The sequence below is a fragment of the Biostraticola tofi genome, from assembly GCF_004343195.1.
Classification (GTDB): Bacteria; Pseudomonadota; Gammaproteobacteria; order Enterobacterales; family Enterobacteriaceae; genus Biostraticola; species Biostraticola tofi.
Window position 1 is genome coordinate 169187 of the sequence record NZ_SMCR01000007.1, and the last position, 21716, is coordinate 190902.

The 21716-nt window shown below is 53.4% G+C and carries 23 protein-coding genes and 1 other RNA gene; 15 read left to right on the top strand and 9 right to left on the bottom strand.

Features of this window, described 5'->3' with window-relative positions; all coding sequences use genetic code 11:
- The first annotated feature begins 123 nt into the window (after positions 1 to 123).
- From glnK to EDC52_RS14780, 3 genes are all read left to right on the top strand, one after another.
- Positions 124 to 462 (top strand): P-II family nitrogen regulator, encoded by a 339-nt coding sequence (glnK, locus tag EDC52_RS14770; RefSeq protein WP_024104989.1) that lies wholly within the window; start codon positions 124 to 126, stop codon positions 460 to 462.
- Positions 463 to 500: 38 nt separating this feature from the next.
- Complete coding sequence (gene amtB, locus EDC52_RS14775) at positions 501 to 1787, top strand: ammonium transporter AmtB (RefSeq protein WP_165911727.1); 1287 nt, start codon at positions 501 to 503, stop codon at positions 1785 to 1787.
- Between the two features lie 248 nt (positions 1788 to 2035).
- Positions 2036 to 2596 carry a YbaY family lipoprotein gene (locus tag EDC52_RS14780; RefSeq protein ID WP_131866202.1) on the top strand — a complete coding sequence of 187 codons (561 nt, stop codon included), beginning with the start codon at positions 2036 to 2038 and terminating at the stop codon, positions 2594 to 2596.
- 56 nt (positions 2597 to 2652) lie between these two features.
- Here the strand turns inward: EDC52_RS14780 and EDC52_RS14785 are convergent, their stop codons facing one another.
- The gene (locus EDC52_RS14785; RefSeq protein WP_165911728.1) at positions 2653 to 3000 is read right to left on the bottom strand and encodes an MGMT family protein; all 348 of its coding nucleotides are present in this window, start codon (positions 2998 to 3000) and stop codon (positions 2653 to 2655) included.
- 158 nt (positions 3001 to 3158) lie between these two features.
- On the opposite strand from EDC52_RS14785, the gene ffs reads away from it, so the two are divergent.
- An RNA gene (gene ffs, locus EDC52_RS14790) (signal recognition particle sRNA small type) lies at positions 3159 to 3255 on the top strand.
- A 385-nt stretch (positions 3256 to 3640) separates the two neighbouring features.
- On the opposite strand, the gene EDC52_RS14795 is transcribed toward ffs, so the two are convergent.
- Positions 3641 to 3844 carry an HHA domain-containing protein gene (locus tag EDC52_RS14795; protein WP_131866204.1) on the bottom strand — a complete coding sequence of 68 codons (204 nt, stop codon included), beginning with the start codon at positions 3842 to 3844 and terminating at the stop codon, positions 3641 to 3643.
- A 46-nt stretch (positions 3845 to 3890) separates the two neighbouring features.
- Positions 3891 to 4250 carry an Hha toxicity modulator TomB gene (tomB, locus tag EDC52_RS14800; protein WP_131866206.1) on the bottom strand — a complete coding sequence of 120 codons (360 nt, stop codon included), beginning with the start codon at positions 4248 to 4250 and terminating at the stop codon, positions 3891 to 3893.
- Positions 4251 to 4881: 631 nt separating this feature from the next.
- Here tomB and EDC52_RS14805 point away from each other — a divergent pair.
- The 3 genes from EDC52_RS14805 to EDC52_RS14815 are packed head-to-tail and all read left to right on the top strand — an operon-like array spanning position 4882 to position 7358.
- Entirely contained in the window at positions 4882 to 5598 is a 717-nt protein-coding gene (locus EDC52_RS14805; RefSeq protein ID WP_131866208.1) for a metal ABC transporter ATP-binding protein, read from the top strand.
- Positions 5592 to 6479, top strand: coding sequence for a metal ABC transporter permease (locus EDC52_RS14810; RefSeq protein WP_407924220.1), 888 nt, complete (start codon positions 5592 to 5594; stop codon positions 6477 to 6479). Before EDC52_RS14805 ends, EDC52_RS14810 begins: the two co-directional genes overlap by 7 nt.
- Positions 6480 to 7358 (top strand): metal ABC transporter substrate-binding protein, encoded by an 879-nt coding sequence (locus tag EDC52_RS14815; RefSeq protein ID WP_131866212.1) that lies wholly within the window; start codon positions 6480 to 6482, stop codon positions 7356 to 7358.
- A gap of 46 nt (positions 7359 to 7404) precedes the next feature.
- Here the strand turns inward: EDC52_RS14815 and ykgO are convergent, their stop codons facing one another.
- The 4 genes from ykgO to EDC52_RS14835 form a co-directional block, all read right to left on the bottom strand.
- Entirely contained in the window at positions 7405 to 7545 is a 141-nt protein-coding gene (ykgO, locus tag EDC52_RS14820) for a type B 50S ribosomal protein L36 (protein ID WP_131866214.1), read from the bottom strand.
- 12 nt (positions 7546 to 7557) lie between these two features.
- Positions 7558 to 7821, bottom strand: a complete 264-nt coding sequence (locus tag EDC52_RS14825) for a type B 50S ribosomal protein L31 (RefSeq protein WP_131866216.1) — start codon at positions 7819 to 7821, stop codon at positions 7558 to 7560.
- Positions 7822 to 7967: 146 nt separating this feature from the next.
- Positions 7968 to 11132, bottom strand: coding sequence for an efflux RND transporter permease subunit (locus EDC52_RS14830; protein WP_131866218.1), 3165 nt, complete (start codon positions 11130 to 11132; stop codon positions 7968 to 7970).
- Positions 11133 to 11150: 18 nt separating this feature from the next.
- Positions 11151 to 12347, bottom strand: coding sequence for an efflux RND transporter periplasmic adaptor subunit (locus EDC52_RS14835; RefSeq protein WP_131866220.1), 1197 nt, complete (start codon positions 12345 to 12347; stop codon positions 11151 to 11153).
- Between the two features lie 145 nt (positions 12348 to 12492).
- Here EDC52_RS14835 and acrR point away from each other — a divergent pair, with 145 nt between their 5' ends.
- Positions 12493 to 13134 (top strand): multidrug efflux transporter transcriptional repressor AcrR, encoded by a 642-nt coding sequence (gene acrR / locus EDC52_RS14840; protein WP_131866318.1) that lies wholly within the window; start codon positions 12493 to 12495, stop codon positions 13132 to 13134.
- Between the two features lie 29 nt (positions 13135 to 13163).
- Here the strand turns inward: acrR and EDC52_RS14845 are convergent, their stop codons facing one another.
- Both EDC52_RS14845 and priC read right to left on the bottom strand, forming a co-directional pair.
- Positions 13164 to 13322: a DUF2496 domain-containing protein gene (locus EDC52_RS14845; RefSeq protein WP_131866320.1), complete on the bottom strand. Its 159-nt coding sequence runs from the start codon at positions 13320 to 13322 to the stop codon at positions 13164 to 13166.
- 124 nt (positions 13323 to 13446) lie between these two features.
- Entirely contained in the window at positions 13447 to 13980 is a 534-nt protein-coding gene (priC, locus tag EDC52_RS14850) for a primosomal replication protein PriC (RefSeq protein ID WP_230468066.1), read from the bottom strand.
- A 140-nt stretch (positions 13981 to 14120) separates the two neighbouring features.
- On the opposite strand from priC, the gene EDC52_RS14855 reads away from it, so the two are divergent.
- The 7 genes from EDC52_RS14855 (at position 14121) to adk (ending at position 21555) form a co-directional block, all read left to right on the top strand.
- Complete coding sequence (locus EDC52_RS14855) at positions 14121 to 14501, top strand: DUF454 family protein (protein ID WP_131866224.1); 381 nt, start codon at positions 14121 to 14123, stop codon at positions 14499 to 14501.
- A gap of 146 nt (positions 14502 to 14647) precedes the next feature.
- Positions 14648 to 15199 carry an adenine phosphoribosyltransferase gene (apt, locus tag EDC52_RS14860; protein ID WP_131866322.1) on the top strand — a complete coding sequence of 184 codons (552 nt, stop codon included), beginning with the start codon at positions 14648 to 14650 and terminating at the stop codon, positions 15197 to 15199.
- A gap of 73 nt (positions 15200 to 15272) precedes the next feature.
- Complete coding sequence (gene dnaX / locus EDC52_RS14865) at positions 15273 to 17654, top strand: DNA polymerase III subunit gamma/tau (RefSeq protein WP_131866226.1); 2382 nt, start codon at positions 15273 to 15275, stop codon at positions 17652 to 17654.
- Between the two features lie 63 nt (positions 17655 to 17717).
- Positions 17718 to 18047 (top strand): YbaB/EbfC family nucleoid-associated protein, encoded by a 330-nt coding sequence (locus tag EDC52_RS14870; protein ID WP_131866228.1) that lies wholly within the window; start codon positions 17718 to 17720, stop codon positions 18045 to 18047.
- Positions 18047 to 18652 (top strand): recombination mediator RecR, encoded by a 606-nt coding sequence (recR, locus tag EDC52_RS14875; RefSeq protein WP_131866230.1) that lies wholly within the window; start codon positions 18047 to 18049, stop codon positions 18650 to 18652. The genes EDC52_RS14870 and recR overlap by 1 nt, the downstream gene beginning before the upstream one ends.
- 179 nt (positions 18653 to 18831) lie before the next feature.
- The gene (gene htpG / locus EDC52_RS14880) at positions 18832 to 20718 is read left to right on the top strand and encodes a molecular chaperone HtpG (protein WP_165911729.1); all 1887 of its coding nucleotides are present in this window, start codon (positions 18832 to 18834) and stop codon (positions 20716 to 20718) included.
- A 192-nt stretch (positions 20719 to 20910) separates the two neighbouring features.
- The gene (gene adk, locus EDC52_RS14885) at positions 20911 to 21555 is read left to right on the top strand and encodes an adenylate kinase (protein ID WP_131866234.1); all 645 of its coding nucleotides are present in this window, start codon (positions 20911 to 20913) and stop codon (positions 21553 to 21555) included.
- Positions 21556 to 21716 lie beyond the last annotated feature (161 nt).

Here is a 21716-nt window from a genome sequence, read left to right on the forward strand (position 1 = left end):
CACCGGCCACACTTCCTCGGCTACCGACGGCATATTTACATCACTTCACATTTGTGGCACATGCTTTGCTTTAATCAGCCTGAGTGGTCGCAAGTTCGGATCTACATTCTTGAGGGGGAGTATATGAAGCTGGTAACCGTGGTGATTAAACCATTTAAATTGGAAGACGTGCGTGAAGCATTATCTTCTGTTGGGATACAAGGGCTGACGGTCACCGAGGTTAAGGGATTCGGACGACAGAAAGGCCACGCAGAACTTTATCGCGGCGCGGAATACAGCGTCAATTTCCTGCCGAAGGTCAAAATTGATATTGCCATCGCTGACGATCAGCTGGATGAAGTGATTGATGTCATCAGTAAAGCAGCTTACACCGGGAAAATCGGGGACGGCAAAATTTTTGTTGCTGAGTTGCAGCGGGTCATTCGTATCCGCACCGGCGAAGCCGACGAAGCAGCACTTTAAACGACATGCGCAAATTGTGTAGATAGGGAAGAATGAAAATGAAAAAACTCGTCTCATTAGCTGGCCTCGGTGCTGTATCTATGCTGCCGTCGTGGGCAATCGCCGCCGCACCGGTGGTCGATAAAGCCGACAACGCATTTATGATGATCTGCACCGCGTTGGTGCTTTTTATGACATTACCCGGGATTGCCCTGTTTTACGGCGGCCTGCTGCGCGCCAAGAATGTGTTGTCGATGTTGACTCAAGTAGCGGTAACCTTTGCCATGGTCTGTGTGCTGTGGATGATTTATGGCTATTCAATGGCGTTCAGTGAAGGAAATGCATTTTTCGGCGGCTTTGATATGGCCATGCTGAAAAATATTCCATTGGAAGCGTTGAGCGGGACTTTTTACCAGCTGATCCATGTCGCCTTCCAATGCTCTTTTGCCTGTATCACTGTTGGACTTATCGTTGGCGCTCTGGCTGAGCGTATCCGCTTCTCTGCGGTACTGATATTTGTACTGGTGTGGTTCACTCTGGCCTATCTGCCGATGGCGCACATGGTCTGGGCCGGCGGCTTCCTGGCGGCCAAGGGCGCGCTGGATTTTGCCGGCGGTACCGTCGTACATATCAACGCCGCCAGCGCCGGCCTGGTCGGTGCTTATATGTTGGGTAAACGTTCAGGCTTTGGTAAAGAAGCGTTCAAACCTCACAACCTGCCGATGGTCTTCACCGGCACAGCCATTCTGTATGTAGGCTGGTTCGGCTTTAATGCCGGTTCAGCCAGCGCCGCCAATGCAATTGCCGCTTTGGCTTTCCTGAATACTGTTATTGCTACCGCTGGCGCCATTCTTTCCTGGGTGTTCGCCGAGTGGATGCTGCGTGGCAAACCATCGCTGCTCGGTGCCTGTTCAGGCTGTATCGCCGGGCTGGTCGCCATTACCCCAGCGGCGGGAACGGTGGGCGTTGGCGGTGCGTTGATTATCGGCCTGGTGGGCGGTGCAGCAGGACTCTGGGGTGTGGTGGCCCTGAAAAAATGGCTGCGTGTTGACGATGTCTGCGATGTCTTCGGCGTTCACGGTGTCTGCGGCATCGTTGGCTGTATCCTGACCGGCGTATTTTCAGCCGCTTCTCTGGGAGGGACCGGTTATGCAGAAGGCGTCACCATGGGCCATCAGGTCGGCGTGCAGTTGCTCAGTATCGTGGTTTGTCTGGTGTGGTCTGGCGTAGTGGCCTTTATCGGTTTCAAAATCGCCGATATGGTGGTCGGCCTGCGTGTTTCCGAAGAACAGGAACGCGAAGGTCTGGACGTGAACAGCCATGGCGAAAATGCCTATAACCAGTAATATTGCTGCTGGGTTTATCTCGAAGGGGCGGAAATCCGCCCTTTTTTTTTAGCTTTATTATCGCATATCAGTACCCTGCAGCCAGGGCAAACTCCTAAAAAGCATAAAAAGTTCAGATCTCAGGCAGGAAAATATCGCCAAGCTGTGCCATCCTTAAAACATCAGGTGGGTTGCCACCATGAATTCACCGCTTTCACACCGTATTGCTGTGAATGGTTTTCAAGAAATAATAAAAAGAGGAAGCAAACATGAAACTCTGGCAAATTGTTGGCGGTGTAGCCCTGGGGGTCACACTGGCAGGATGTGCGGATAAGAGTGCGGATGTAGCGACTCCTGCGTTCAAAGCGCCCGGCACCCCGGTTCAGCAGGCAGCGATAGCGCAGCCTTCCGTTTCAGGTACAGTCAATATACGCCAGCGCATTGCGCTGCCGCCCGATGCTGTTTTAACCGTTACGCTTTCTGACGCGTCAGTAGCCGATACGCCCTCAAAAGTCATTTCCCAGCGCGTGGTCCGTACCGAGGGCAAGCAGGCGCCATTCAGCTTTGTACTGCCGTTCAATCCGGCGGATATCCAGCCTAATGCGCGTATCCTGCTGAGTGCGGCAATCACCATCGACGGCCGTATCACGTTTATTACCGAAGAAGTGAAAACCGCGGTGAACAATGGCGCTACTCGTCATGATCTGGTACTGGTGCCCGTACCGTCTGTAGCGGTGCCGACCCAGACGCGCCCGGCGACTACCGTGCCGTCTACCTCTCCGACCCAGGTAACGCCATACCAGACCGCACCTGCGCCGACCCAGCTATGACGCATGAGTGAATAACCTGGCGTATCGCCCGCGACATCCGGCGGGCGATACGTGATTCATTCCCCCCGCCAAAGATAGTTGCTCAGTTCGATACAGCCAGATGGGTCAATCAATACGCCTTCAGCGCGTAATGCTGACTGCTGGCGTTTGAAATCTTCTCCCTGCAGGGAAATCCTTCCCTGGCGATTGACGACACGGTGCCAAGGGAGCAGTGAACCTTCTGGTAAGCGTTTAAGGATGCCTCCTACCTGCCGGGCAGCACGAGGCGAGCCAGCCAAGGTTGCGACCAGTCCATAAGTCATCAGTCGACCTGGAGGAATAGCCGCTAGAATATGGAAAACACGCTGGCGAAAGGAGTCGGTCTGTTGTTGTTCTTTCATATGCCTTGCAAAGGTGATGTTCATAGCGGTTATTCTGTCACAACACCCGCCCTATAGAACAGGGGGGCCGTCTGGCGCCAACAGGCCAATAATCCAGCATTCAATCGGCGCCAGCTTGCAATTCACCCCCCCATCATTGATAATGCCACGCGCTCAGGAAACTGAGCCGTCAATGGAGGCCCTGTTGGTGCTCCCGCAATACTACTTTGTAAACTCGGTCAGGTCCGGAAGGAAGCAGCCGCAGCAGAGGATGTGTGTGCCGGGATGTCGCTGGCAGGGCCTCCACCATTTCAGGGTAATGCTGCATGCGCTTTGCTACTCAGGTTTGGGTGGAAAATAACGGCCAATCAACCTTGCGCTTAAATTTTGCAGCACGAACTTCCCATCTCGTGGTAACACTAATAAGTCATTCACCCTATCTTGGTATAAAAGAGCGAGATGACTATTACTCACTTCAATTAACAATAGCGTTTGGCTATAAACCCCAAGGTACCCTGAACGGTATACGCCACCTTGGCCCAATGGCAATGAGATCCTTCAGGTTATCGGCTCGGGGTTTTCATAAGGCGGTGAACAGCCCTATCGCTTGAAACTGAAAAGTTGTAAGGGATATAAAGTATCATTGCCTATGATGTTGCAAACATCAATTGCGCGTCTCTAATGATTAACGCACATACTTCCAGACGGATACCGGTACTTTATCATATAGCTTGTTCATAGTGAGTTCTGCCAGACGATGATCTGCAGCTGAATTAAATATCTCCAGCTCATCGTCAGACAGTTCATATTTGTTTTTTTCAATGACGCGCTCAAGGGTTTCCATGGTCCTGCATTTACGTAAGCGCATTAAATAATCTATCTTTTTCATCTTGGCCTTAAGTATTTAAACAGATGTCGAATTTGTCATACATTGTTCAAGTCGTACAGAGTTCAGTCTCTGAGAATGTTCCGAATAAACGAGAGCGGCTGGTTCGCCATCTCTGGATATCGAAATTGTTGATACCGTAGCTACTGAACAGGGTAAAAGTATCATCTAAAAAGGTTTCAACCTGATCAGTGAGTTCATTATCATTATGGTGTTTCAGTTTAAAACTTACAATAAATGAGGCTATGTGCTCAATGAGTTCATTCAATTGCAAATTGGTGATGGAAGTCGGATCATTTACCCAGCCGTGATAACTATCGCCAAGACTGGCTATGCCTTCGTCATAGAGATTTTCACACAGGAATTTGAGTTGTGCAATATCGTGACGTTTGGGTGAATACTCATCCATATCAGCCCTCCTGACCATGAACTAATTGCTGTACTGAAGACGTGTTCAAGAAGGGTATGCAGATAGCCCTGCTTGCTTCCACATCCTATTATAAAGATAGGATAATCTCCGTCGTTTGACACTATGCGCTTACATTAACTTACAGTATTGATCTCAGATAATGAGACAGAATGAATGAAATGCAAAACGTAACGCAATTTGTCTGTAATCTGCATAACACCCATTGCAGGGTAGGGGCAGGCCTCTAAACGCCTGATGAAATAAATCAACCTGATTTCATCAAGCCACATAATAAAATTAGCAGACCAGCCGAAGAAAAAAAAGAGTCATTTATGTGGCGATCTGGTCACCATTAACTTTTTAACTCATTTTATTCATTATTGCAGGTTCAGATTATACAGTAATGCGCGATTGCTGATTTAGCCTAAAAAGCGATTCTCAAAAGCAGAAATGAGTGTTATGTTATCTTATATCATTTTATGCGATGTTTTCTCATGCCTGTTATTTCAACGTTTTTTTGCCGCCTGCAGCGATTCAACCTGCTGATGGCCGCCTCCTGGCAACGCCTGTTGTGCGCTGCTTTCATCGTCGCTCTGCTGTGGCTGTCAATCCAGTGGGCTAATTTACTGCCATGATTACCTTAAATAATGTAGTCATCGGCCATCAAGGGAAACCGGTTGTTTCGCCGGTGAGCGGCAGGTTTGAACCCCATAGTCTCACCGCTATTATCGGTGCAAACGGTACCGGTAAATCTACCCTGCTCAAAACCATCGCTGGGCTGTTACCGCCGTTGGCTGGTGAGCTCATGTTTGCAGAGCGCGCTAAACCGCACATTGGCTATCTGCCGCAACAGGCCGAAATCGACCGGCAATTCCCGGTCAATGTGCTGGATGTCGCGGCCATGGGATGCTGGCCAAAAATCGGATTTCTCCGCTCTATCAATCGTATCGCTCGGCAGCGGATACATCAGGCAATTGAGCGGGTGGGGCTGACTTCGATACAGCGTCAACCGATTGAGGCATTGTCTGGCGGCCAATTCCAGCGGCTTATGTTTGCCCGATTGCTGGTACAGGATGCGCCATTGATGTTGCTTGACGAACCCTTTACCGGCATCGATGGGGAAACCTGCAGCTTGCTGATGGACGTCATAAAACAGCTGCATGCAGAAGGTCGGACGCTGATTGTCGTGCTGCACAACCTGGAACTGGTCCAGCAGCATTTCCCGCACACGCTGTGCCTGGGGTCATCCGATATCCGCTGGGGCGACACCCGCGAAGTGATTCCCCGCGCCTGGGTTGACCCGGCAATGTCGTTGGCGGGTTCCCCGATGCTGCCAGGTGCATCATGATCCTGCATGACTTAATTACCCCATTCGCCTCCTTCGGCTTCATGCGAAGGGCGCTGATTTCCTGTCTGGCACTGACGGTCAGTACCACTCCGTTAGGCGTATTCCTTTTACTGCGGCGAATGAGTCTAGTCGGCGATGCGCTTTCCCATGCCATTTTACCTGGTGTGGCTATAGGTTATCTGCTTTCCGGTATGTCGCTGCTGGCGATGGGCATCGGCGGCTTTGTCGCCGGGTTGCTGGTAGCGCTGCTGTCTGGATGGGTTACCACGCTGACGCCGCTCAAAGAAGATGCCAGTTTTGCCGGGTTTTATCTCGGTTCGCTGGCATTGGGGGTGACGCTGGTGTCCTTGAAAGGATCAAGTGTGGATTTGCTGCACGTGCTGTTCGGATCGATTTTGGCGGTAGACGGCGAGGCCATGGAGTGTATCGGGCTAATTGCCGGCTTCACTCTATTGATGCTGGCGCTGTTGTATCGGGCCCTGGTGATTGAAGCTTTCGATGGTGCTTTCCTGCGGGTAAATCGGCGCGGCTATCCAAGACTGATTCATGGCCTGTTCCTGGGTCTGGTGGTCCTGAACCTGGTTGCCGGCTTCCAGATACTGGGCACGCTGATGTCGGTCGGGCTGATGATGCTGCCGGCGGTAGCGGCCCGCTGCTGGTCAGGTCGCTTGCCGCTGATATTGCTGATTGCCGCTGCTATCGGCTTTCTCAGTGCCTGGGCCGGTCTTGTCTGGTCATTCTATGCCTCGCTGCCGGCCGGGCCGTCCATTGTGCTCAGCGCGAGTCTGGCTTTCTTTTTTTCAGTGGTATTTGGTCCTCGCGGCGGTATAGCGGTATGGCTACGCAAACGCCGCGAGGTCAGTCATTATGGAGAACGTTAAATGAAATCTTTATCAGCCTCGCTGGCAATCGTCATGATCGCCGCAAGTCCTGCCGCCCTGGCCAATACCGTTACCACGGTCGCCAGTTTTTCTGTCCTGGGGGATATCGTCAAACAGGTGGGCGGTGACCATGTTACCGTCACTATCCTGGTAGGCCCGGATGGTGATCCTCATAGCTTTGAACCCAGTCCCAAGGATAGCAAGGCGATAGCCGGCGCGGATGTGGTGTTTGTCAGTGGCCTGGGCCTGGAAGGCTGGCTCGACCGGTTGGTCACGGCATCTGGCTATAAAGGTAAAGTGATTGTCGCCTCTGATGGCATCGATAGCCGGAAAATGGAAGAAGACGGAAAGACAGTGACCGACCCCCATGCCTGGAACAGCGCTAAAAATGGGGCTATTTATGCGCGTAATGTCATGAATGCCTTGATAGCCGCCGATCCGCAGGATGCACCGTATTTCCGTCAGCGCGGCGGCGCCTATATCCAGCAACTGGAAAAACTGGATAGCTGGGCGAAACAGGCGTTCAGCCAGGTCAGTCCAGCGACACGCAAAGTATTGACCAGTCATGATGCGTTTGGCTATTTTGGTGCCGAGTATGGGGTAGAATTTTTGGCCCCGGTAGGATTCTCAACCGAATCCGAAGCCAGCGCCAGCCAGGTGGCGGCATTGATTACCCAAATCAAGCAGCAGGGCATCAAGACCTACTTTATTGAAAACCAAACCGACCCTCGACTGGTAAAACAGATTGCCGCCGCCAGCGGTGCCCAGCCAGGTGGCGAGCTTTACCCGGAAGCGCTGTCTAAGCAAGATGGACCGGCGACAACCTATGCAGCGGCTTTCAAACATAATGTAGATACCCTTATTGCCACCATGAAATAAATCGACCTCATTAAAAAAGGGCCCTTGGGCCCTGTTTTAATCTGCTTCAGCGTTTCTTCTTACGGCCCTGCACCGCTTTGAAACGCGGATTGGTTTTGCAGATGACATATATACGGCCCCGGCGACGAACCACTTTACAATCTTTATGCCGGGTTTTAGCCGATTTCAATGAACTCAATACCTGCATCAGAATAAATCCTCAGGATGATTGCTTATTGCCAAGAAAGCGGCCAAAACGCTGATTGAAACGAGCGGTGCTGCCGTCTTTGGTCAGGGTTCTCTGCTTACCGGTATAGTAGGGATGAGATTTTGACGACACTTCAATCGTGACGTATGGATAGGTTTGACCTTCGAATTCCACGGTACGATCGGTACTAATGGTCGAACCTACTTTGAACCAGGCATCAGCGGTAGTGTCATGGAATACCACCAGTCGGTAGTCAGGGTGGATACCCTCTTTCATAATAGCCTCTCTGTTATGTTATAATATATCTATTATGCGATATTCCTTCGCCGGTTTCAACCTCGACGCATGAAAGCCTTTTCGCCAGCGACAGCGATAAAAAAAGCCGCTTGCGCGGCTTTTTAACAGTAGGATTGCAGGAGAGCTTAGTGCTTGCTCAAGTCTACCTGCGGTTCGGCGTGTGCGCGGTGCCCATCCTGGTCGGTTTTCTTGCCGAAGCGCCGACGAACCACGACAAAGAACACCGGTACAAAGAACAGGGCCAGTACGGTTGCGGTAAGCATCCCTCCCATTACCCCGGTCCCTACGGCATTCTGGGAGCCAGACCCTGCGCCGGTGCTGATGGCCAGCGGCAACACACCGAGGATGAAGGCCAGTGAGGTCATCAGGATCGGACGCAGACGCATGCGGACCGCATCCATCGTCGCCTCGATAAGACCCTTGCCTTCTTTATCCATCAGGTCTTTGGCGAACTCAACGATTAGGATGGCGTTTTTAGCCGATAGCCCGATTGTGGTCAATAGCCCTACCTGGAAGTAGACGTCATTATTCAGCCCGCGCAGCGTCGCGGCGAGCAGAGCGCCGACCACACCCAGCGGTACCACCAGCATGACCGAGAAAGGTATTGACCAGCTTTCGTATAACGCCGCCAGACAGAGGAATACCACGATAAGCGATATGGCATACAGGGCAGGGGCCTGGTTGCCCGACAACCGCTCCTGGTATGACATGCCGGTCCACTCGTAACTGATGCCGGCAGGCAACTTGGCGACCAGCTGTTCCATCATCGCCATCGCTTCACCGGTGCTCTTGCCGTGCGCGGCCTCACCCTGGATCTGCATTGACGGCAGGCCGTTATAGCGTTCCAGACGTGGTGAACCGTATTCCCAGCGCGCGCTTGATATTGCGGAAAGTGGGACCATCTGATTGTCAGAGCCGCGGACAAACCAGTTATTGATGTCCTGTGGCAGCATGCGGTATTGCGCATCGCCTTGCACATACACCTTTTTCACTCGACCGCGATCGATAAAGTCATTCACATAGCTGCCGCCGACTGCCGCAGCGATAGTGGTGTTGATATCAGACAGCGACACCCCCAGCGCCTGTGCTTTTTCATGATCGACATCCAGCTTGTACTGCGGCGTGTCTTCAAGTCCGTTTGGACGTACACCCACCAGTAGATCCGGATGTTGGGCAACCATGCCCAGCAGTTGGTTACGCGCTTCGGTCAACTTCTGATGACCCAGGTTGTTCTCATCGATAAGTTCAAAGTCAAAGCCGGTCGCCGTACCCAGTTCGACAATCGCCGGCAGGTTGAACGCCATGACGATACTGTCTTTGATGGCGGCGAAGTGCTGGTTGGCTCTGGCTGATATGGCCGGCACCTTATTTTCGGCGCTGCTGCGCTCATCCCAGTTTTTCAGGCTGACGAAGGCAATACCGGTATTCTGGCCGCGGCCGACAAAGCCAAAGCCGTTAACGGTAAAGACTGATTCGACATTCGCCTTTTCCTTGGTCAGGTAATAATCGGTAACCTCGTCGAGCACTTTCTGTGTCCGTTCCTGGGTCGCTCCGACCGGCAACTGCGCCATGGTCAGAAATACCCCCTGATCTTCTTCCGGCAGGAACGAAGAAGGCAGGCGCAGGAACAGCAGTGCCATACCAACCACGATCAGCAGGTATATAATCAGGTAACGGCCGGTGCTGTTAAGGATATGGCCGACGCTATCGGTGTAATGATGAGTACTCTGATCAAACTTTTTGTTGAACCAGCCAAAGAAACCGGTGGTCTGGGCCTGATGACCCTCTTTAAGCGGTTTAAGCAGTGTGGCGCAAAGTGCCGGAGTCAGAATCAATGCGACGACGACCGACAGTACCATGGCGGAAACAATGGTAATGGAGAACTGTCGATAAATGGCGCCGGTTGAGCCGCCAAAGAACGCCATTGGCACAAACACCGCCGACAGCACCAGGGCGATACCGATCAACGCACCCTGAATCTGTCCCATGGATTTACGCGTTGCTTCCAGCGGACTGAGGCCCTCCTCCGCCATGACGCGCTCGACGTTTTCCACCACCACGATGGCATCATCCACCAACAGGCCGATGGCCAGTACGCAGGCGAACATGGTCAAGGTGTTGATCGAGTAGCCGAACGCCCCTAGCACCGCAAAGGTGCCCAGCAGTACCACCGGCACCGCGATGGTCGGGATAAGCGTGGCGCGGAAGTTCTGCAAAAACAGATACATCACCAGGAACACCAGGATGATGGCTTCTACCAGCGTTTTGACCACTTCGTTAATCGAGATGGTAACGAAGGGCGTAGTGTCATACGGATAAACTACGCTCAGGCCGGTGGGGAAATTCTCCTGAAGGCTTTTGAGATCTGCCTTCACCGCCGCTGCGGTATCCAGGGCATTGGCGCCGGTGGCCAGTTTGATACCCAGGCCGGCCGCCGGACGGCCGTTAAAGCGCGCAATGATGTCATAGCTCTCGCCGCCAAGCTCAACCTTGGCGATATCTTTAACCCTGACCTGCGAACCGTCCTGATTCACTTTCAACAGGATATTACCGAACTCTTCAGTGGTCTTCAGACGGGTTTGCAGAATAATCGAAGAGTTGAGCTGCTGTCCTGGTATTGGCGGAGTACCGCCCAATTGTCCCGCCGCGACCTGATTGTTCTGTACCGTCAGAGCGCTGATGACATCCACCGGCGTCAGTTTGAAGTTATTAAGCTTGTTCGGATCCATCCAGATACGCATCGCGTATTGGGCGCCAAACAGCTGTACTTCACCCACCCCTTCAGCACGGCTCAGCGGATCTTTGATGTTGGAACCCACATAGTCAGCGATATCCTGCTGGGTCATGGTTGGGTCGCTGCTGATAAAGCCCGCCACCATCAGGAAGCTGGCGCTGGATTTCTGCACCTGCACACCTTGCTGCTGAACATCCTGCGGCAACAGCGGCATCGCCAGCTGCAGTTTATTCTGTACCTGTACCTGGGCGATATCCGGGTTGGTGCCTGACTCGAAGGTCAGGGTAATGATAGCGGTACCTGAAGAGTCACTGCTTGACGACATATACATCAAATGATCTATGCCGTTCATGTTCTGTTCAATGACCTGGGTTACACTGTCTTGCAATGTAGTGGCATCGGCCCCCGGATAGGAAGCGGTCACCTGGATAGACGGCGGTGCAATTGCCGGATACTGCTCGATGGGCAATTTCATAATTGAAAGCGCACCGGCAAGCATGATGATAATGGCAATCACCCAGGCGAATATGGGTCGATCGATAAAATACTTAGCCATGTCGTTTACCCGTTCCTATTAAGACTTACTGGCGTTTTCAGGCTGAGGTTGTTCCGGTTTTTTCTGTTCTTCGGTCATTTCTCGAGCGTTTACCTGAACGCCTGGTTTGACTTTCTGCAGACCTGATACGATGACGCGGTCACCTTCCTTCAGGCCGGCGGTGACAAGCCATTTATCGCCTATCGCCTGCTGGGCAGTCAGTATATGAACGGCTACTTTATTGTCCTGACCCACGATCATGGCAGTGGCTTCACCACGCGGGGTGCGGGTAATACCCTGCTGAGGAACCAGGATGGCACTGTCGTTGATCCCCTCCTCAAGACGGGCACGCACGAACATGCCTGGCAGCAGGCTGTGCTGCGGGTTGGGGAATATAGCGCGCAGCGTAATGGAGCCGGTAGTTTCATCGACGGTGACATCAGAAAACTCAAGGGTACCGGTCTGCTGGAATTCTTTGCCGTCTTCCGTCAGCAGGCGGACGGTGGCTTTACCGTCTTTCTGCTTCATGGTGCCTTTTTCCAGCTCTTCCTTGAGACGCAAGAATTCATTGCTGGATTGGGTAACATCTACATAAATCGGATCCAGTTGCTGAATGGTCGCCATGGCGTCTGCCTGGCCATTGGAGACCAGTGCGCCTTCAGTAAAGGCTGATTTGCCGATGCGGCCGCTGATGGGTGCCTGAACGCGGGTATAGGCAAGATTTATCCGGGCGGTTTCAACCGAAGCCTTTGCTGCCAACACAGCAGCATCATTCTGGCGCATGGTTGCTACTGCCTGGTCATAATCCTGTTTACTGACGTAATTGGTGGAAATCAGTTTTTTATAACGATCTACGGTAACGCGGGCAATGCCGGCATTGGCTTCGGCCTGGGCCAGGTCGCCTTTGGCGCTATCGTAAGATGCTTTATAGGTAGCTGGATCAATCTGGTAAAGCGAGCTGCCTGCTTCGACATCAGCCCCTTCCACGAAGTTGCGCTTCAGGATAATACCGCTGACCTGAGGACGGACCTCTGCAATACGAAAAGCGGCAGTGCGACCGGGCAAATCAGTGGTGACATTCAAGGATTCTTTTTTTATCGTCACCACACTTACTTCCGGTGCCTGTTGCTGAGCGCCTGTCTGACCCGCTTGTTTATTATCACATCCTGCAATAACAAAACTGCCAGAAAGCATCAGAACGGCTGCCAGAGGCAAAATCCCTCTGTTTTTGTTCATATGTAAACCTCAAGAGTCCGATTTGAAAAAAATTGATCAACTGATCACAAGCCCTAAAACCGATTGCTGCGCAATACGACCGAATATGCTATGTTACATACATTCACGAATGTATGTAACTCTAAACGCTGCCCAAAATCACCTTATGGCACGAAAAACCAAAGAACAGGCGCTGGAAACGCGTCAAGATATTATTAATGCTGCGGTTCATCTTTTCTCCGAGCGGGGTGTCGCAGCCACTTCGCTCAGCGATATCGCCACTGTGGCAGGCGTCACTCGTGGTGCTATCTATTGGCATTTTAAAAATAAATTCGACCTGTTTAATGAGATTTGGCAGGTCGCTGATGCCCGGATTACGGCATTCGAGTCAGAGTATCAGACAAAATATCCTTCGGATCCACTATACGTGCTTACAGAGACATTGATTTACATTCTGAACAGCACTGTTTCGGACAGAGATTGGCGTGCTCTGATGGAAATTGTCTATCACAAATGTGAGTATGTCGGAGAAATGGCGCTGTTTGCCAATGTACGGAAAACACTGTATGGGGATTGCTATTCGCGTATAGAGGAAACGCTTAACAGATGCATTTCGTTTAATCAGTTACCGGCAAACCTGCACTGCCGGCGGGCGGCGATCGTTATCAGGGGCTGTATTTCGGGCCTGATGGAGAATTGGCTGTTTCTGCCTGATACCTATGATCTGGAAAAGGAATCGCGTGCTCTGGTGATGACGCTGGTTGATACCCTCAACCTCAGCCCCAATCTGAGAAACGAGCACACCTGAGAGAATACCAGCCCCGCAGCCGGGGCGTGCTATTCCGTTTGATTGGAACGGCGCAGTTTGGACTGGTAATCTTTTTTCACGATTTCAATGGCGTCCAGCACCACTTCCGGTTCCACTTCATTACTTTCCAGCAGCATAATCAAATCCACAGCCAACTTAACTGCGGGTGATTCATCTTCCAATACCACGGAACTCTCCGGCATGCCAAAGGCACGATAAGCAAAAAAGAGAGTATAGATGAGATTATTAACATGCTTAATGGTGATTCAGTAATAATAAGTGTAGTTGTGGTGATTTCTGCCGTCCCGTAACTTAAAGACCATTCTCCCGCTTCTCGATTTTCCGCTCTATTCGTGCCAGCGCCTGCCTGCATCGCGTCAGTCTTCCTTCAAGGGCGGCGATTTCCTGCTGCAATTGCTGGGCTCTGGCCATGTCGTTACAGGAGAGCAGGAGGCTCTCGCGATCCTGGATCATCCCTTTCAGGCGGCGCTCATAATCCTGATGCTCAGCCAGTCGGCTATAGTCATCGACCGGTTCCGGGGCCGATGGGAGGTTATTGCGCAATTCAAGGGTGGCAAGTTCTCGGGCCAGGGCGGTCATCTGATCGACCAGCCTTGGCGCCAGCCAGGCCACTTGCTCTGTCTGATTATGTCCGGCAGCCTGGGATAACTTCTGCAGCGTTTCGCCACACTCGTCAAGGTAGTCTTCGAGTCTGTTTCCCCGACTGTGAAACAGTCGCCGGTCAAAGCGGGATTGCGCGACGAGGGTGGATTTTGCTTCTTGAACCCGCTGGGCCAGGGTGGAAAACTGCTGGCTAAGGGTGGTAATAAACCTGGATGGCTGCACGTGATGTCTACCTGAAGTCAATGACAAATTAAGGCTTATGCCCGATGATACCTTTCTGAAGGCTATCATTAGAAGTACAAACTGCCATCGGCGCCATGTTTGCTCTGCGCCCCGTGCTGCACGGTTACCCAAGAGGGGCTATGTACCGTATATTTTTAATCACCCTGGGATGGCTGTCGGTCATCCTTGCCACGCTGGGCGTGGTATTGCCGCTGTTGCCAACCACGCCATTCCTGTTGCTGGCTGCCTGGTGCTTTGCCCGCTCATCGCCGCGTTTTCACGCCTGGCTGCTGCACAGGTCCTGGTTTGGTCCCTATCTCAGACACTGGCAGCAGTTTCGGGCATTACCGCCAGGCGCCAAGACAAAAGCGGTTATCGTTATTCTGCTGAGCTTTGGCGTATCACTGTGGGTAGTGAAAATTCTCTGGGTACGGTGTATTTTAGGATTAATGCTGCTGGCGTTGTTAGTGATGATGTGGCGTTTGCCTATCGTTAACGCTGCCCAACAAAATCATGAATGAGACCGCTGTGGTTATTGCATTTCCCTGCCAGTTTGCATAGATTTGTGCGCTTTCATGTGTGGTCGGCACTAAAATCAGTTTTTTATCCTGACGCCATCGCCGATCCCTGTAGATAATATTTATCTGAATGACCAGGCATAACTATGATGACCCCAACAGATCAACAATACGATATGATCAAAAACAGCATCATCAGCGTTCCCGACTACCCCAAGCCGGGTATCCTGTTTCGTGATGTGACCGGTTTGCTCGAAACCCCGCTTGCCTATGCCGCCAGCATTGAACTGCTGGTAAGTCATTATCGTGATAAAGGCATTACCAAGGTCGTGGGCACCGAGGCCAGAGGGTTCCTGTTCGGCGCGCCGGTAGCGCTTGCTCTGGGCGTCGCGTTTGTACCGGTGCGCAAACCCGGCAAACTGCCCCGTGAGACGCTGAGCGAAAGCTATGATTTGGAATACGGCTCAGATCGCCTTGAAATCCATACCGCTTCTATTAATCCAAGCGATAAAGTGCTGGTGGTCGATGACCTGCTGGCTACCGGCGGTACTATCGGTGCCACGGTAAAACTTATCCGCCGGTTGGGCGGCGAGGTGCACGATGCGGCCTTCGTGATTAACCTGGCGGACCTGGGTGGTGAAGCCTTGCTCAATACCATGGAAGTAACCAGTTACAGCCTGTTGGTGTTCCCAGGTCATTGACGATATCCGCCTCGCGCTTCGGTGCGGGGCTGTGGTAGCATGACCTTCTGTTTTCCCGACTTTTGCGCGACTCATGAGCTATCAGGTTCTTGCCCGTAAGTGGCGTCCCCAGACGTTTTCCCAGGTGGTTGGCCAGGAACATGTTCTGACGGCACTGGCTAATGGCCTTTCACTAGGCAGGATACATCACGCCTATTTACTTTCGGGCACCCGCGGGGTGGGTAAAACGACCATTGCCCGGCTGCTGGCCAAGGGGCTCAACTGTGAAACCGGCATTACCGCTACCCCCTGCGGGCATTGCGATAATTGCCGTGAGATAGAGCAGGGCCGGTTTGTCGACCTGATAGAAATAGACGCCGCTTCGCGTACCAAAGTCGAAGACACCCGCGATCTGCTGGACAATGTGCAGTACGCACCGGCGCGGGGTCGCTTCAAGGTTTACCTGATAGACGAAGTGCACATGCTTTCGCGTCACAGTTTTAACGCCTTGCTTAAAACGCTCGAAGAACCGCCTTCCCATGTTAAATTTTTACTGGCCACCACCGATCCGCAAAAATTACCGGTGACCATTCTGTCACGCTGCCTGCAATTTCATCTCAAAGCGCTGGATGTCGGCCAGATTCGCGGCCAGCTTGAACATGTCCTGGGCGCAGAGAAGATAAACAGCGAGCCCCGGGCGCTACAGCTGCTGGCGCGTGCCGCCGACGGCAGTATGCGTGATGCCTTGAGCCTGACCGACCAGGCCATCGCTATCGGCCAGGGGCAGGTGAGCACCGCCGCCGTCAGCGATATGCTGGGCACCCTGGACAGCGAACAGCCGCTGGCGCTGATTGAAGCGATGGTGGCCGCCGACGGCAACCAAATGATGGCCAGGCTTGCCGAGGCGGCCTCGCGCGGCACCGACTGGGAAACGCTGCTGGTCGAAATGCTGACCCTGCTTCATCGCATCGCCATGGGTCAACTGCTGGCCGACGCCCTGTCGGCTGAAGAAGACTCTGCCATCGCTCCGCGTCTGCGGGAGCTGGCAAGGACGATCCCGCCGGCGGATCTGCAGCTCTACTATCAGACGCTGCTGGTCGGCCGTAAAGAACTGCCGTTTGCGCCGGACAGGCGAATGGGCGTGGAAATGACGCTGTTGCGTGCGCTGGCCTTTCATCCGCGGTTAATCGACGATGCGCCGGATGCGCCAGCGGCCGACGGGGAAAAAAAAACGGCTGAAAACCCGGGTCTGAATCAATCCAGGGGCGAATTTAATTCGCCGGCCGCTTTAGCCGCAGTCCCTCCGCAGGGGGTAGCCAATGCCAGACGCCAGCTGGAGGCCTCTTCCCAGGCTCGGGTAAAGGCCGCTCCCCGTACCGCAGAGGCCGGCGCATTAAGGACAGCCGATGCCCTGAAGGCGGCAGAAATGGCGTCGCCTAAAGCGGCGAAAACCTCTTTGCCGCCGCCGGTCGATTCCCCTGCCACCGCAAAGGCGCGTTGGCAAAAAACCGATAATAGGCCAACTGCCGAGGATCCAGCTGCCGAGGATAATGTCGCTTTGGCTATGCCTGATGCGCCGCAGGACGCCGAGGATACATTTCACGATTATCCCCAGGCGGACGCTACTCTTGCTGGCCCTGCAGCAGACCGTCAGGAAAATGGCGACTATGCTGATGAGTGGGCGCGCATGATGTCCCAGGATGACAACGAGCGCATTCCTGAGCCGACTGAACCTGTGCAGCCATTACCCGACGCGACGGCTAAACTGTTGCAGGCACGCTCGGCCCTGCTGAGCCGCCAGGAGCAGCATAAAGCAAAAAAGGATGATCCGGCTTCAACGCCGGTCAAGCCCGGTAACGCAGGCAGTCCGCTTGAACGCCTGGCCTCGGTAGGGGAACGCGCCCAGCAGCGCAGCCAGTCGTCCGGTCATGCTGGCACCGCACCGAAGCCCGCCAAGCCTGATGCCTACCGCTGGCGCGCCAGTGTCCAGCCCCAGGCGGTGGCCGAGCCGGTGACTACGCCGAAAGCGCTGCGTACCGCTCTGGAGCATGAAAAAACCCCGGAGCTGTCGGCAAGACTGGCAGAGGAAGCTATACTGCGCGATCCCTGGGCGGCCCAGGTCAGCCGGATGAAAATACCAAAGTTGGTGCAGCAGCTGGCGCTGAATGCGGCCCGTGAGGACTTGGCTCCCGGCAAGGTATGTTTGCATCTGCGCAGTGCTCAGCGGCATTTGAATTCCGACTCCGCCCGGGAAACACTCGGTAATGCCCTGGCGGTCGAGCTGGGTGCGCCGGTTGAGCTTAGCGTGACAGAAGACGATAATCCGGCTCTGCGCACGCCCCTTGAGTGGCGCCAGGCTATATATGAAGAAAAATTATTACAGGCGCGTCTGGCGATAAATGCGGATTCGCATATCCAGACGCTGCAGCGTTTCTTTGATGCTGTGCTGGATGAAGACAGTATCCGGCCTGTTTAACTTAACCGCCGCATTACCGGCCCCGATGGCGGCTGCGGCCTGATGCAATAGAGAGAGACGATTATGTTTGGTAAAGGCGGAATGGGTAACCTGATGAAACAGGCCCAGCAGATGCAGGAAAAAATGCAGCAGATGCAGGAAGAGATCGCACAGCTGGAAGTGACCGGCGAATCCGGTGCCGGTCTGGTAAAAGTCACCATTAACGGTGCGCACAACTGTCGCCGGGTTGAAGTGGATCCCAGCCTGCTGGAAGATGACAAGGACATGCTGGAAGATCTGATCGCAGCGGCTTTCAATGACGCGGCCCGCCGCATCGCCGAAACGCAGAAGGAAAAAATGGCGTCCGTTTCCAGCGGAATGCAGCTTCCTCCTGGCTTTAAAATGCCGTTCTGATGCAAACCAGTCCACTGCTTGAAGCGCTGACGGAGGCGTTGCGCTGCCTGCCCGGCGTTGGTCCGAAATCGGCGCAGCGCATGGTATTCCATCTGCTGCAGCGTGACCGCAGCGGCGGTATGCGGCTGGCCCAGGCGTTAACCCGGGCCATGTCTGAAATCGGCCATTGTGCAGACTGCCGCACGTTTACCGAGCAGGAGATCTGCACCATCTGCGCCAATCCGCGCCGTCAGAAGACGCGGCAAATATGCGTTGTGGAAAGCCCGGCCGACATCAATGCTATCGAACAGACCGGCCAGTACGCCGGGCGCTATTTCGTGCTGATGGGACATCTGTCGCCTCTGGACGGCATCGGCCCTGATGATATCGGCCTTGGACGGTTGCAGGAAAGGCTAGGCGGCGAAGAGATCGATGAGGTTATTCTGGCTACCAACCCCACGGTTGAGGGCGAGGCCACTGCCAACTATATTGCCGAGATGTGCGCCCATTATGCTATCCTCGCCAGCCGTATCGCTCACGGCGTACCGGTCGGTGGAGAGCTTGAAATGGTTGACGGCACCACGCTTTCCCATTCCCTGGCGGGTCGGCATCCGATAAAGTCCTGACTGATGGTGGTCCGGCGCCCGGCAGTGGCTTGCCGGGCCGCCGCCTGCTTTTGGACTTTTTTTTTCGCCGGTTGCCGGCTTTCTTCCCTTGAAAAACCTGCCGCTTACCCCCATCTGTCTATCAATGTTGTATTTAACCCGCTTGAATAATCGCTATCTGGATTGAGGTAAGTATGAGTATGAAAGGACAAGAAACCCGCGGATTCCAGTCTGAAGTCAAACAATTGCTGCAGTTGATGATCCACTCACTTTATTCCAATAAAGAGATATTCGTTCGTGAACTGATTTCCAACGCCTCAGATGCCGCGGATAAACTGCGTTTTCGCGCCTTATCGAAGCCTGAACTGTATGAAGGCGACGGAGAACTCCGTGTCCGCCTGTCTCTTGATAAAGAAAAGCGGACTTTGACCCTCAGCGATAACGGTATTGGTATGAGCCGTGACGAAGTGATCGATAATCTGGGGACTATCGCCAAATCCGGCACCAAGGCGTTCCTGGAGTCAATGGGCTCCGATGACGTCAAAGACAGCCAGCTAATCGGCCAGTTCGGCGTCGGTTTCTATTCGGCATTTATCGTTGCCGATAAGGTCACCGTGCGCACGCGCGCTGCCGGTGCCCCGGCGGATGCCGGTGTCTATTGGGAGTCCGCCGGTGAGGGCGATTACACGATCGCCGATATTTCCAAAGCCGATCGCGGCACAGAAATTACCCTGCACATGCGTGAAGGCGAAGATGAGTTCCTTGACGACTGGCGCCTGAAGAGTGTTATCAGTAAATATTCCGACCATATTGCACTGCCGGTAGAAGTGGAAACCCGCTCTACAGAGGGCGAAGGCGACGAAGCTGAAGAAACCGTTACCTGGGAAAAAATCAACAAAGCCCAGGCGCTGTGGACCCGCAGCAAAGGGGAAATCAGCGATGAAGAATACCACGAGTTTTATAAGCACCTGTCCCACGACTTCAGCGATCCGCTGATCTGGAGCCATAACCGGGTCGAAGGCAAGCAGGAATATACCAGTCTGCTGTATATCCCCTCCCAGGCGCCTTGGGATATGTGGAATCGCGATCATAAACACGGCCTGAAACTGTACGTGCAGCGCGTGTTTATCATGGACGAAGCTGAGCAGTTCATGCCCAACTACCTGCGGTTCGTCAAAGGCCTGATTGATTCCAATGATCTGCCTTTAAACGTATCCCGTGAGATTCTGCAGGACAGCCGAGTGACCCAGAATCTGAAAAGCGCCCTGACCAAGCGTGCGCTGCAAATGCTGGAAAAATTGGCTAGAGACAGTGCCGAAGAGTATCAGACCTTCTGGCAGCAGTTCGGCCTGGTGCTGAAAGAAGGCCCCGGCGAAGATACCGCCAACAGCGCCAGCATTGCCAAGCTGTTACGCTTTGCCACGACGCGGTCCGACAGCTCAGTCCAGACCGTATCGCTGGATGACTATATCGCACGCATGGTCGAAGGCCAGGAAAAAATCTATTACATTACCGCAGACAGCTATGCGGCGGCGAAGAGCAGCCCCCATCTGGAACTGCTGCGTAAAAAGGGCATCGAAGTCCTGCTGCTGTCCGATCGCATCGACGAATGGATGATGAGCTACCTGACCGAATACGAAGGCAAATCCTTCCAGTCCGTCAGTAAAGCCGATGAATCCCTGGATAAACTGGCTGATGAAGAAACCGAAGAGCAGAAAGACGCTGAAAAAGCGCTTGAGCCATTTGTAGAGCGTGTCAAAACGTTCCTGGGCGACCGGGTTAAAGAAGTCCGCCTGACGCATCGCCTTACCGATACCCCGGCTATCGTCACCACCGATGCCAATGATATGACTACCCAGATGGCGAAGCTGTTTGCCGCTGCTGGACAGGCTGCGCCGGAGATCAAGTACATATTCGAGTTGAATCCCGATCATCAACTGGTGAAAAGAGCGGCTGATGTCAGTGATGACGCCGGGTTCGGCGAATGGATCGAACTGCTTATGGATCAAGCGCTGCTGGCTGAACGCGGTACGCTTGAGGATCCCAACCAGTTCATCCGCCGGATGAATCAACTGCTAACGGCTTAAGGGTGTAAGCCGGCATGGTCAGCGTAGGGACCATGCCGGCCGATTCCCGGACAAATCGGCGGGTTTTATCTGAAAGCGAGCTCTGTGAGTCACTCCTTGCGCCGGTTCCTTGAGGGATCATGCCCGAAAATGGTATGGTTTGTCGTTTTCTACCTTTTATTACACTCCAAGATTAGCAAGGGGATTTACGCAATGCGTATCATTCTGCTGGGCGCTCCGGGCGCTGGTAAGGGCACTCAGGCTCAGTTTATTAAGGAAAAGTACGGTATTCCGCAGATTTCAACCGGCGACATGTTGCGCGCTGCGGTGAAAGCGGAATCCGATCTGGGCAAAAAAGCCAAGGAAATCATGGATGCCGGTAAGCTGGTCACCGACGATCTGGTTATTGCGCTGGTTAAAGAACGCATTACTCAGCAAGATTGTCGTAACGGTTTCCTGCTGGACGGATTCCCGCGCACAATTCCTCAGGCTGATGCCATGAAGGACGCGGCCATCAATGCAGATTACGTGCTTGAATTCGATGTACCTGATGCCTTGATCGTCGATCGCATCGTCGGCCGCCGAGTCCATGCGCCATCGGGCCGGGTATACCATGTCAAATTCAATCCGCCCCGTGAAGAAAACAAGGATGACGTGACCGGCGAGCCGCTGACCACCCGTAAAGATGATCAGGAAGAGACGGTACGCAAACGGCTGGTGGAATACCATCAGCAGACCGCGCCGCTGGTTGACTATTACAAAAAAGAAGCGCAAGCGGGCAATACCCGTTATTTTAATATCGACGGCACCCGTAAGGTAACTGAAATCAACCAGGAACTGGCCAAAATCCTCGGTTAATAATGTCACGCCACCCCGCGGCGTTGAGGCAGTCCATGGTTGCCATCCTCAGCGCGGCGGGTCTCAAGGCCAGATAACATCGTCTCCCTTCCTTACCTCACCCGATCGTTCATCATCTGTCCCCTTTATGATAAGGGTTCTCATATATCCCTTTTCAGCTA

What these genes read in the sequence shown, in the direction of transcription:
- glnK (WP_024104989.1), top strand. Translation starts at nt 124, where the DNA reads ATGAAGCTGGTAACCGTGGTGATTAAACCATTTAAATTGGAAGACGTG.
- amtB (WP_165911727.1), top strand. Translation starts at nt 501, where the DNA reads ATGAAAAAACTCGTCTCATTAGCTGGCCTCGGTGCTGTATCTATGCTG.
- EDC52_RS14780 (WP_131866202.1), top strand. Translation starts at nt 2,036, where the DNA reads ATGAAACTCTGGCAAATTGTTGGCGGTGTAGCCCTGGGGGTCACACTG.
- EDC52_RS14785 (WP_165911728.1), bottom strand. Translation starts at nt 3,000, where the DNA reads ATGAACATCACCTTTGCAAGGCATATGAAAGAACAACAACAGACCGAC.
- EDC52_RS14795 (WP_131866204.1), bottom strand. Translation starts at nt 3,844, where the DNA reads ATGAAAAAGATAGATTATTTAATGCGCTTACGTAAATGCAGGACCATG.
- tomB (WP_131866206.1), bottom strand. Translation starts at nt 4,250, where the DNA reads ATGGATGAGTATTCACCCAAACGTCACGATATTGCACAACTCAAATTC.
- EDC52_RS14805 (WP_131866208.1), top strand. Translation starts at nt 4,882, where the DNA reads ATGATTACCTTAAATAATGTAGTCATCGGCCATCAAGGGAAACCGGTT.
- EDC52_RS14815 (WP_131866212.1), top strand. Translation starts at nt 6,480, where the DNA reads ATGAAATCTTTATCAGCCTCGCTGGCAATCGTCATGATCGCCGCAAGT.
- ykgO (WP_131866214.1), bottom strand. Translation starts at nt 7,545, where the DNA reads ATGCAGGTATTGAGTTCATTGAAATCGGCTAAAACCCGGCATAAAGAT.
- EDC52_RS14825 (WP_131866216.1), bottom strand. Translation starts at nt 7,821, where the DNA reads ATGAAAGAGGGTATCCACCCTGACTACCGACTGGTGGTATTCCATGAC.
- EDC52_RS14830 (WP_131866218.1), bottom strand. Translation starts at nt 11,132, where the DNA reads ATGGCTAAGTATTTTATCGATCGACCCATATTCGCCTGGGTGATTGCC.
- EDC52_RS14835 (WP_131866220.1), bottom strand. Translation starts at nt 12,347, where the DNA reads ATGAACAAAAACAGAGGGATTTTGCCTCTGGCAGCCGTTCTGATGCTT.
- acrR (WP_131866318.1), top strand. Translation starts at nt 12,493, where the DNA reads ATGGCACGAAAAACCAAAGAACAGGCGCTGGAAACGCGTCAAGATATT.
- EDC52_RS14855 (WP_131866224.1), top strand. Translation starts at nt 14,121, where the DNA reads ATGTACCGTATATTTTTAATCACCCTGGGATGGCTGTCGGTCATCCTT.
- apt (WP_131866322.1), top strand. Translation starts at nt 14,648, where the DNA reads ATGACCCCAACAGATCAACAATACGATATGATCAAAAACAGCATCATC.
- dnaX (WP_131866226.1), top strand. Translation starts at nt 15,273, where the DNA reads ATGAGCTATCAGGTTCTTGCCCGTAAGTGGCGTCCCCAGACGTTTTCC.
- EDC52_RS14870 (WP_131866228.1), top strand. Translation starts at nt 17,718, where the DNA reads ATGTTTGGTAAAGGCGGAATGGGTAACCTGATGAAACAGGCCCAGCAG.
- recR (WP_131866230.1), top strand. Translation starts at nt 18,047, where the DNA reads ATGCAAACCAGTCCACTGCTTGAAGCGCTGACGGAGGCGTTGCGCTGC.
- htpG (WP_165911729.1), top strand. Translation starts at nt 18,832, where the DNA reads ATGAAAGGACAAGAAACCCGCGGATTCCAGTCTGAAGTCAAACAATTG.
- adk (WP_131866234.1), top strand. Translation starts at nt 20,911, where the DNA reads ATGCGTATCATTCTGCTGGGCGCTCCGGGCGCTGGTAAGGGCACTCAG.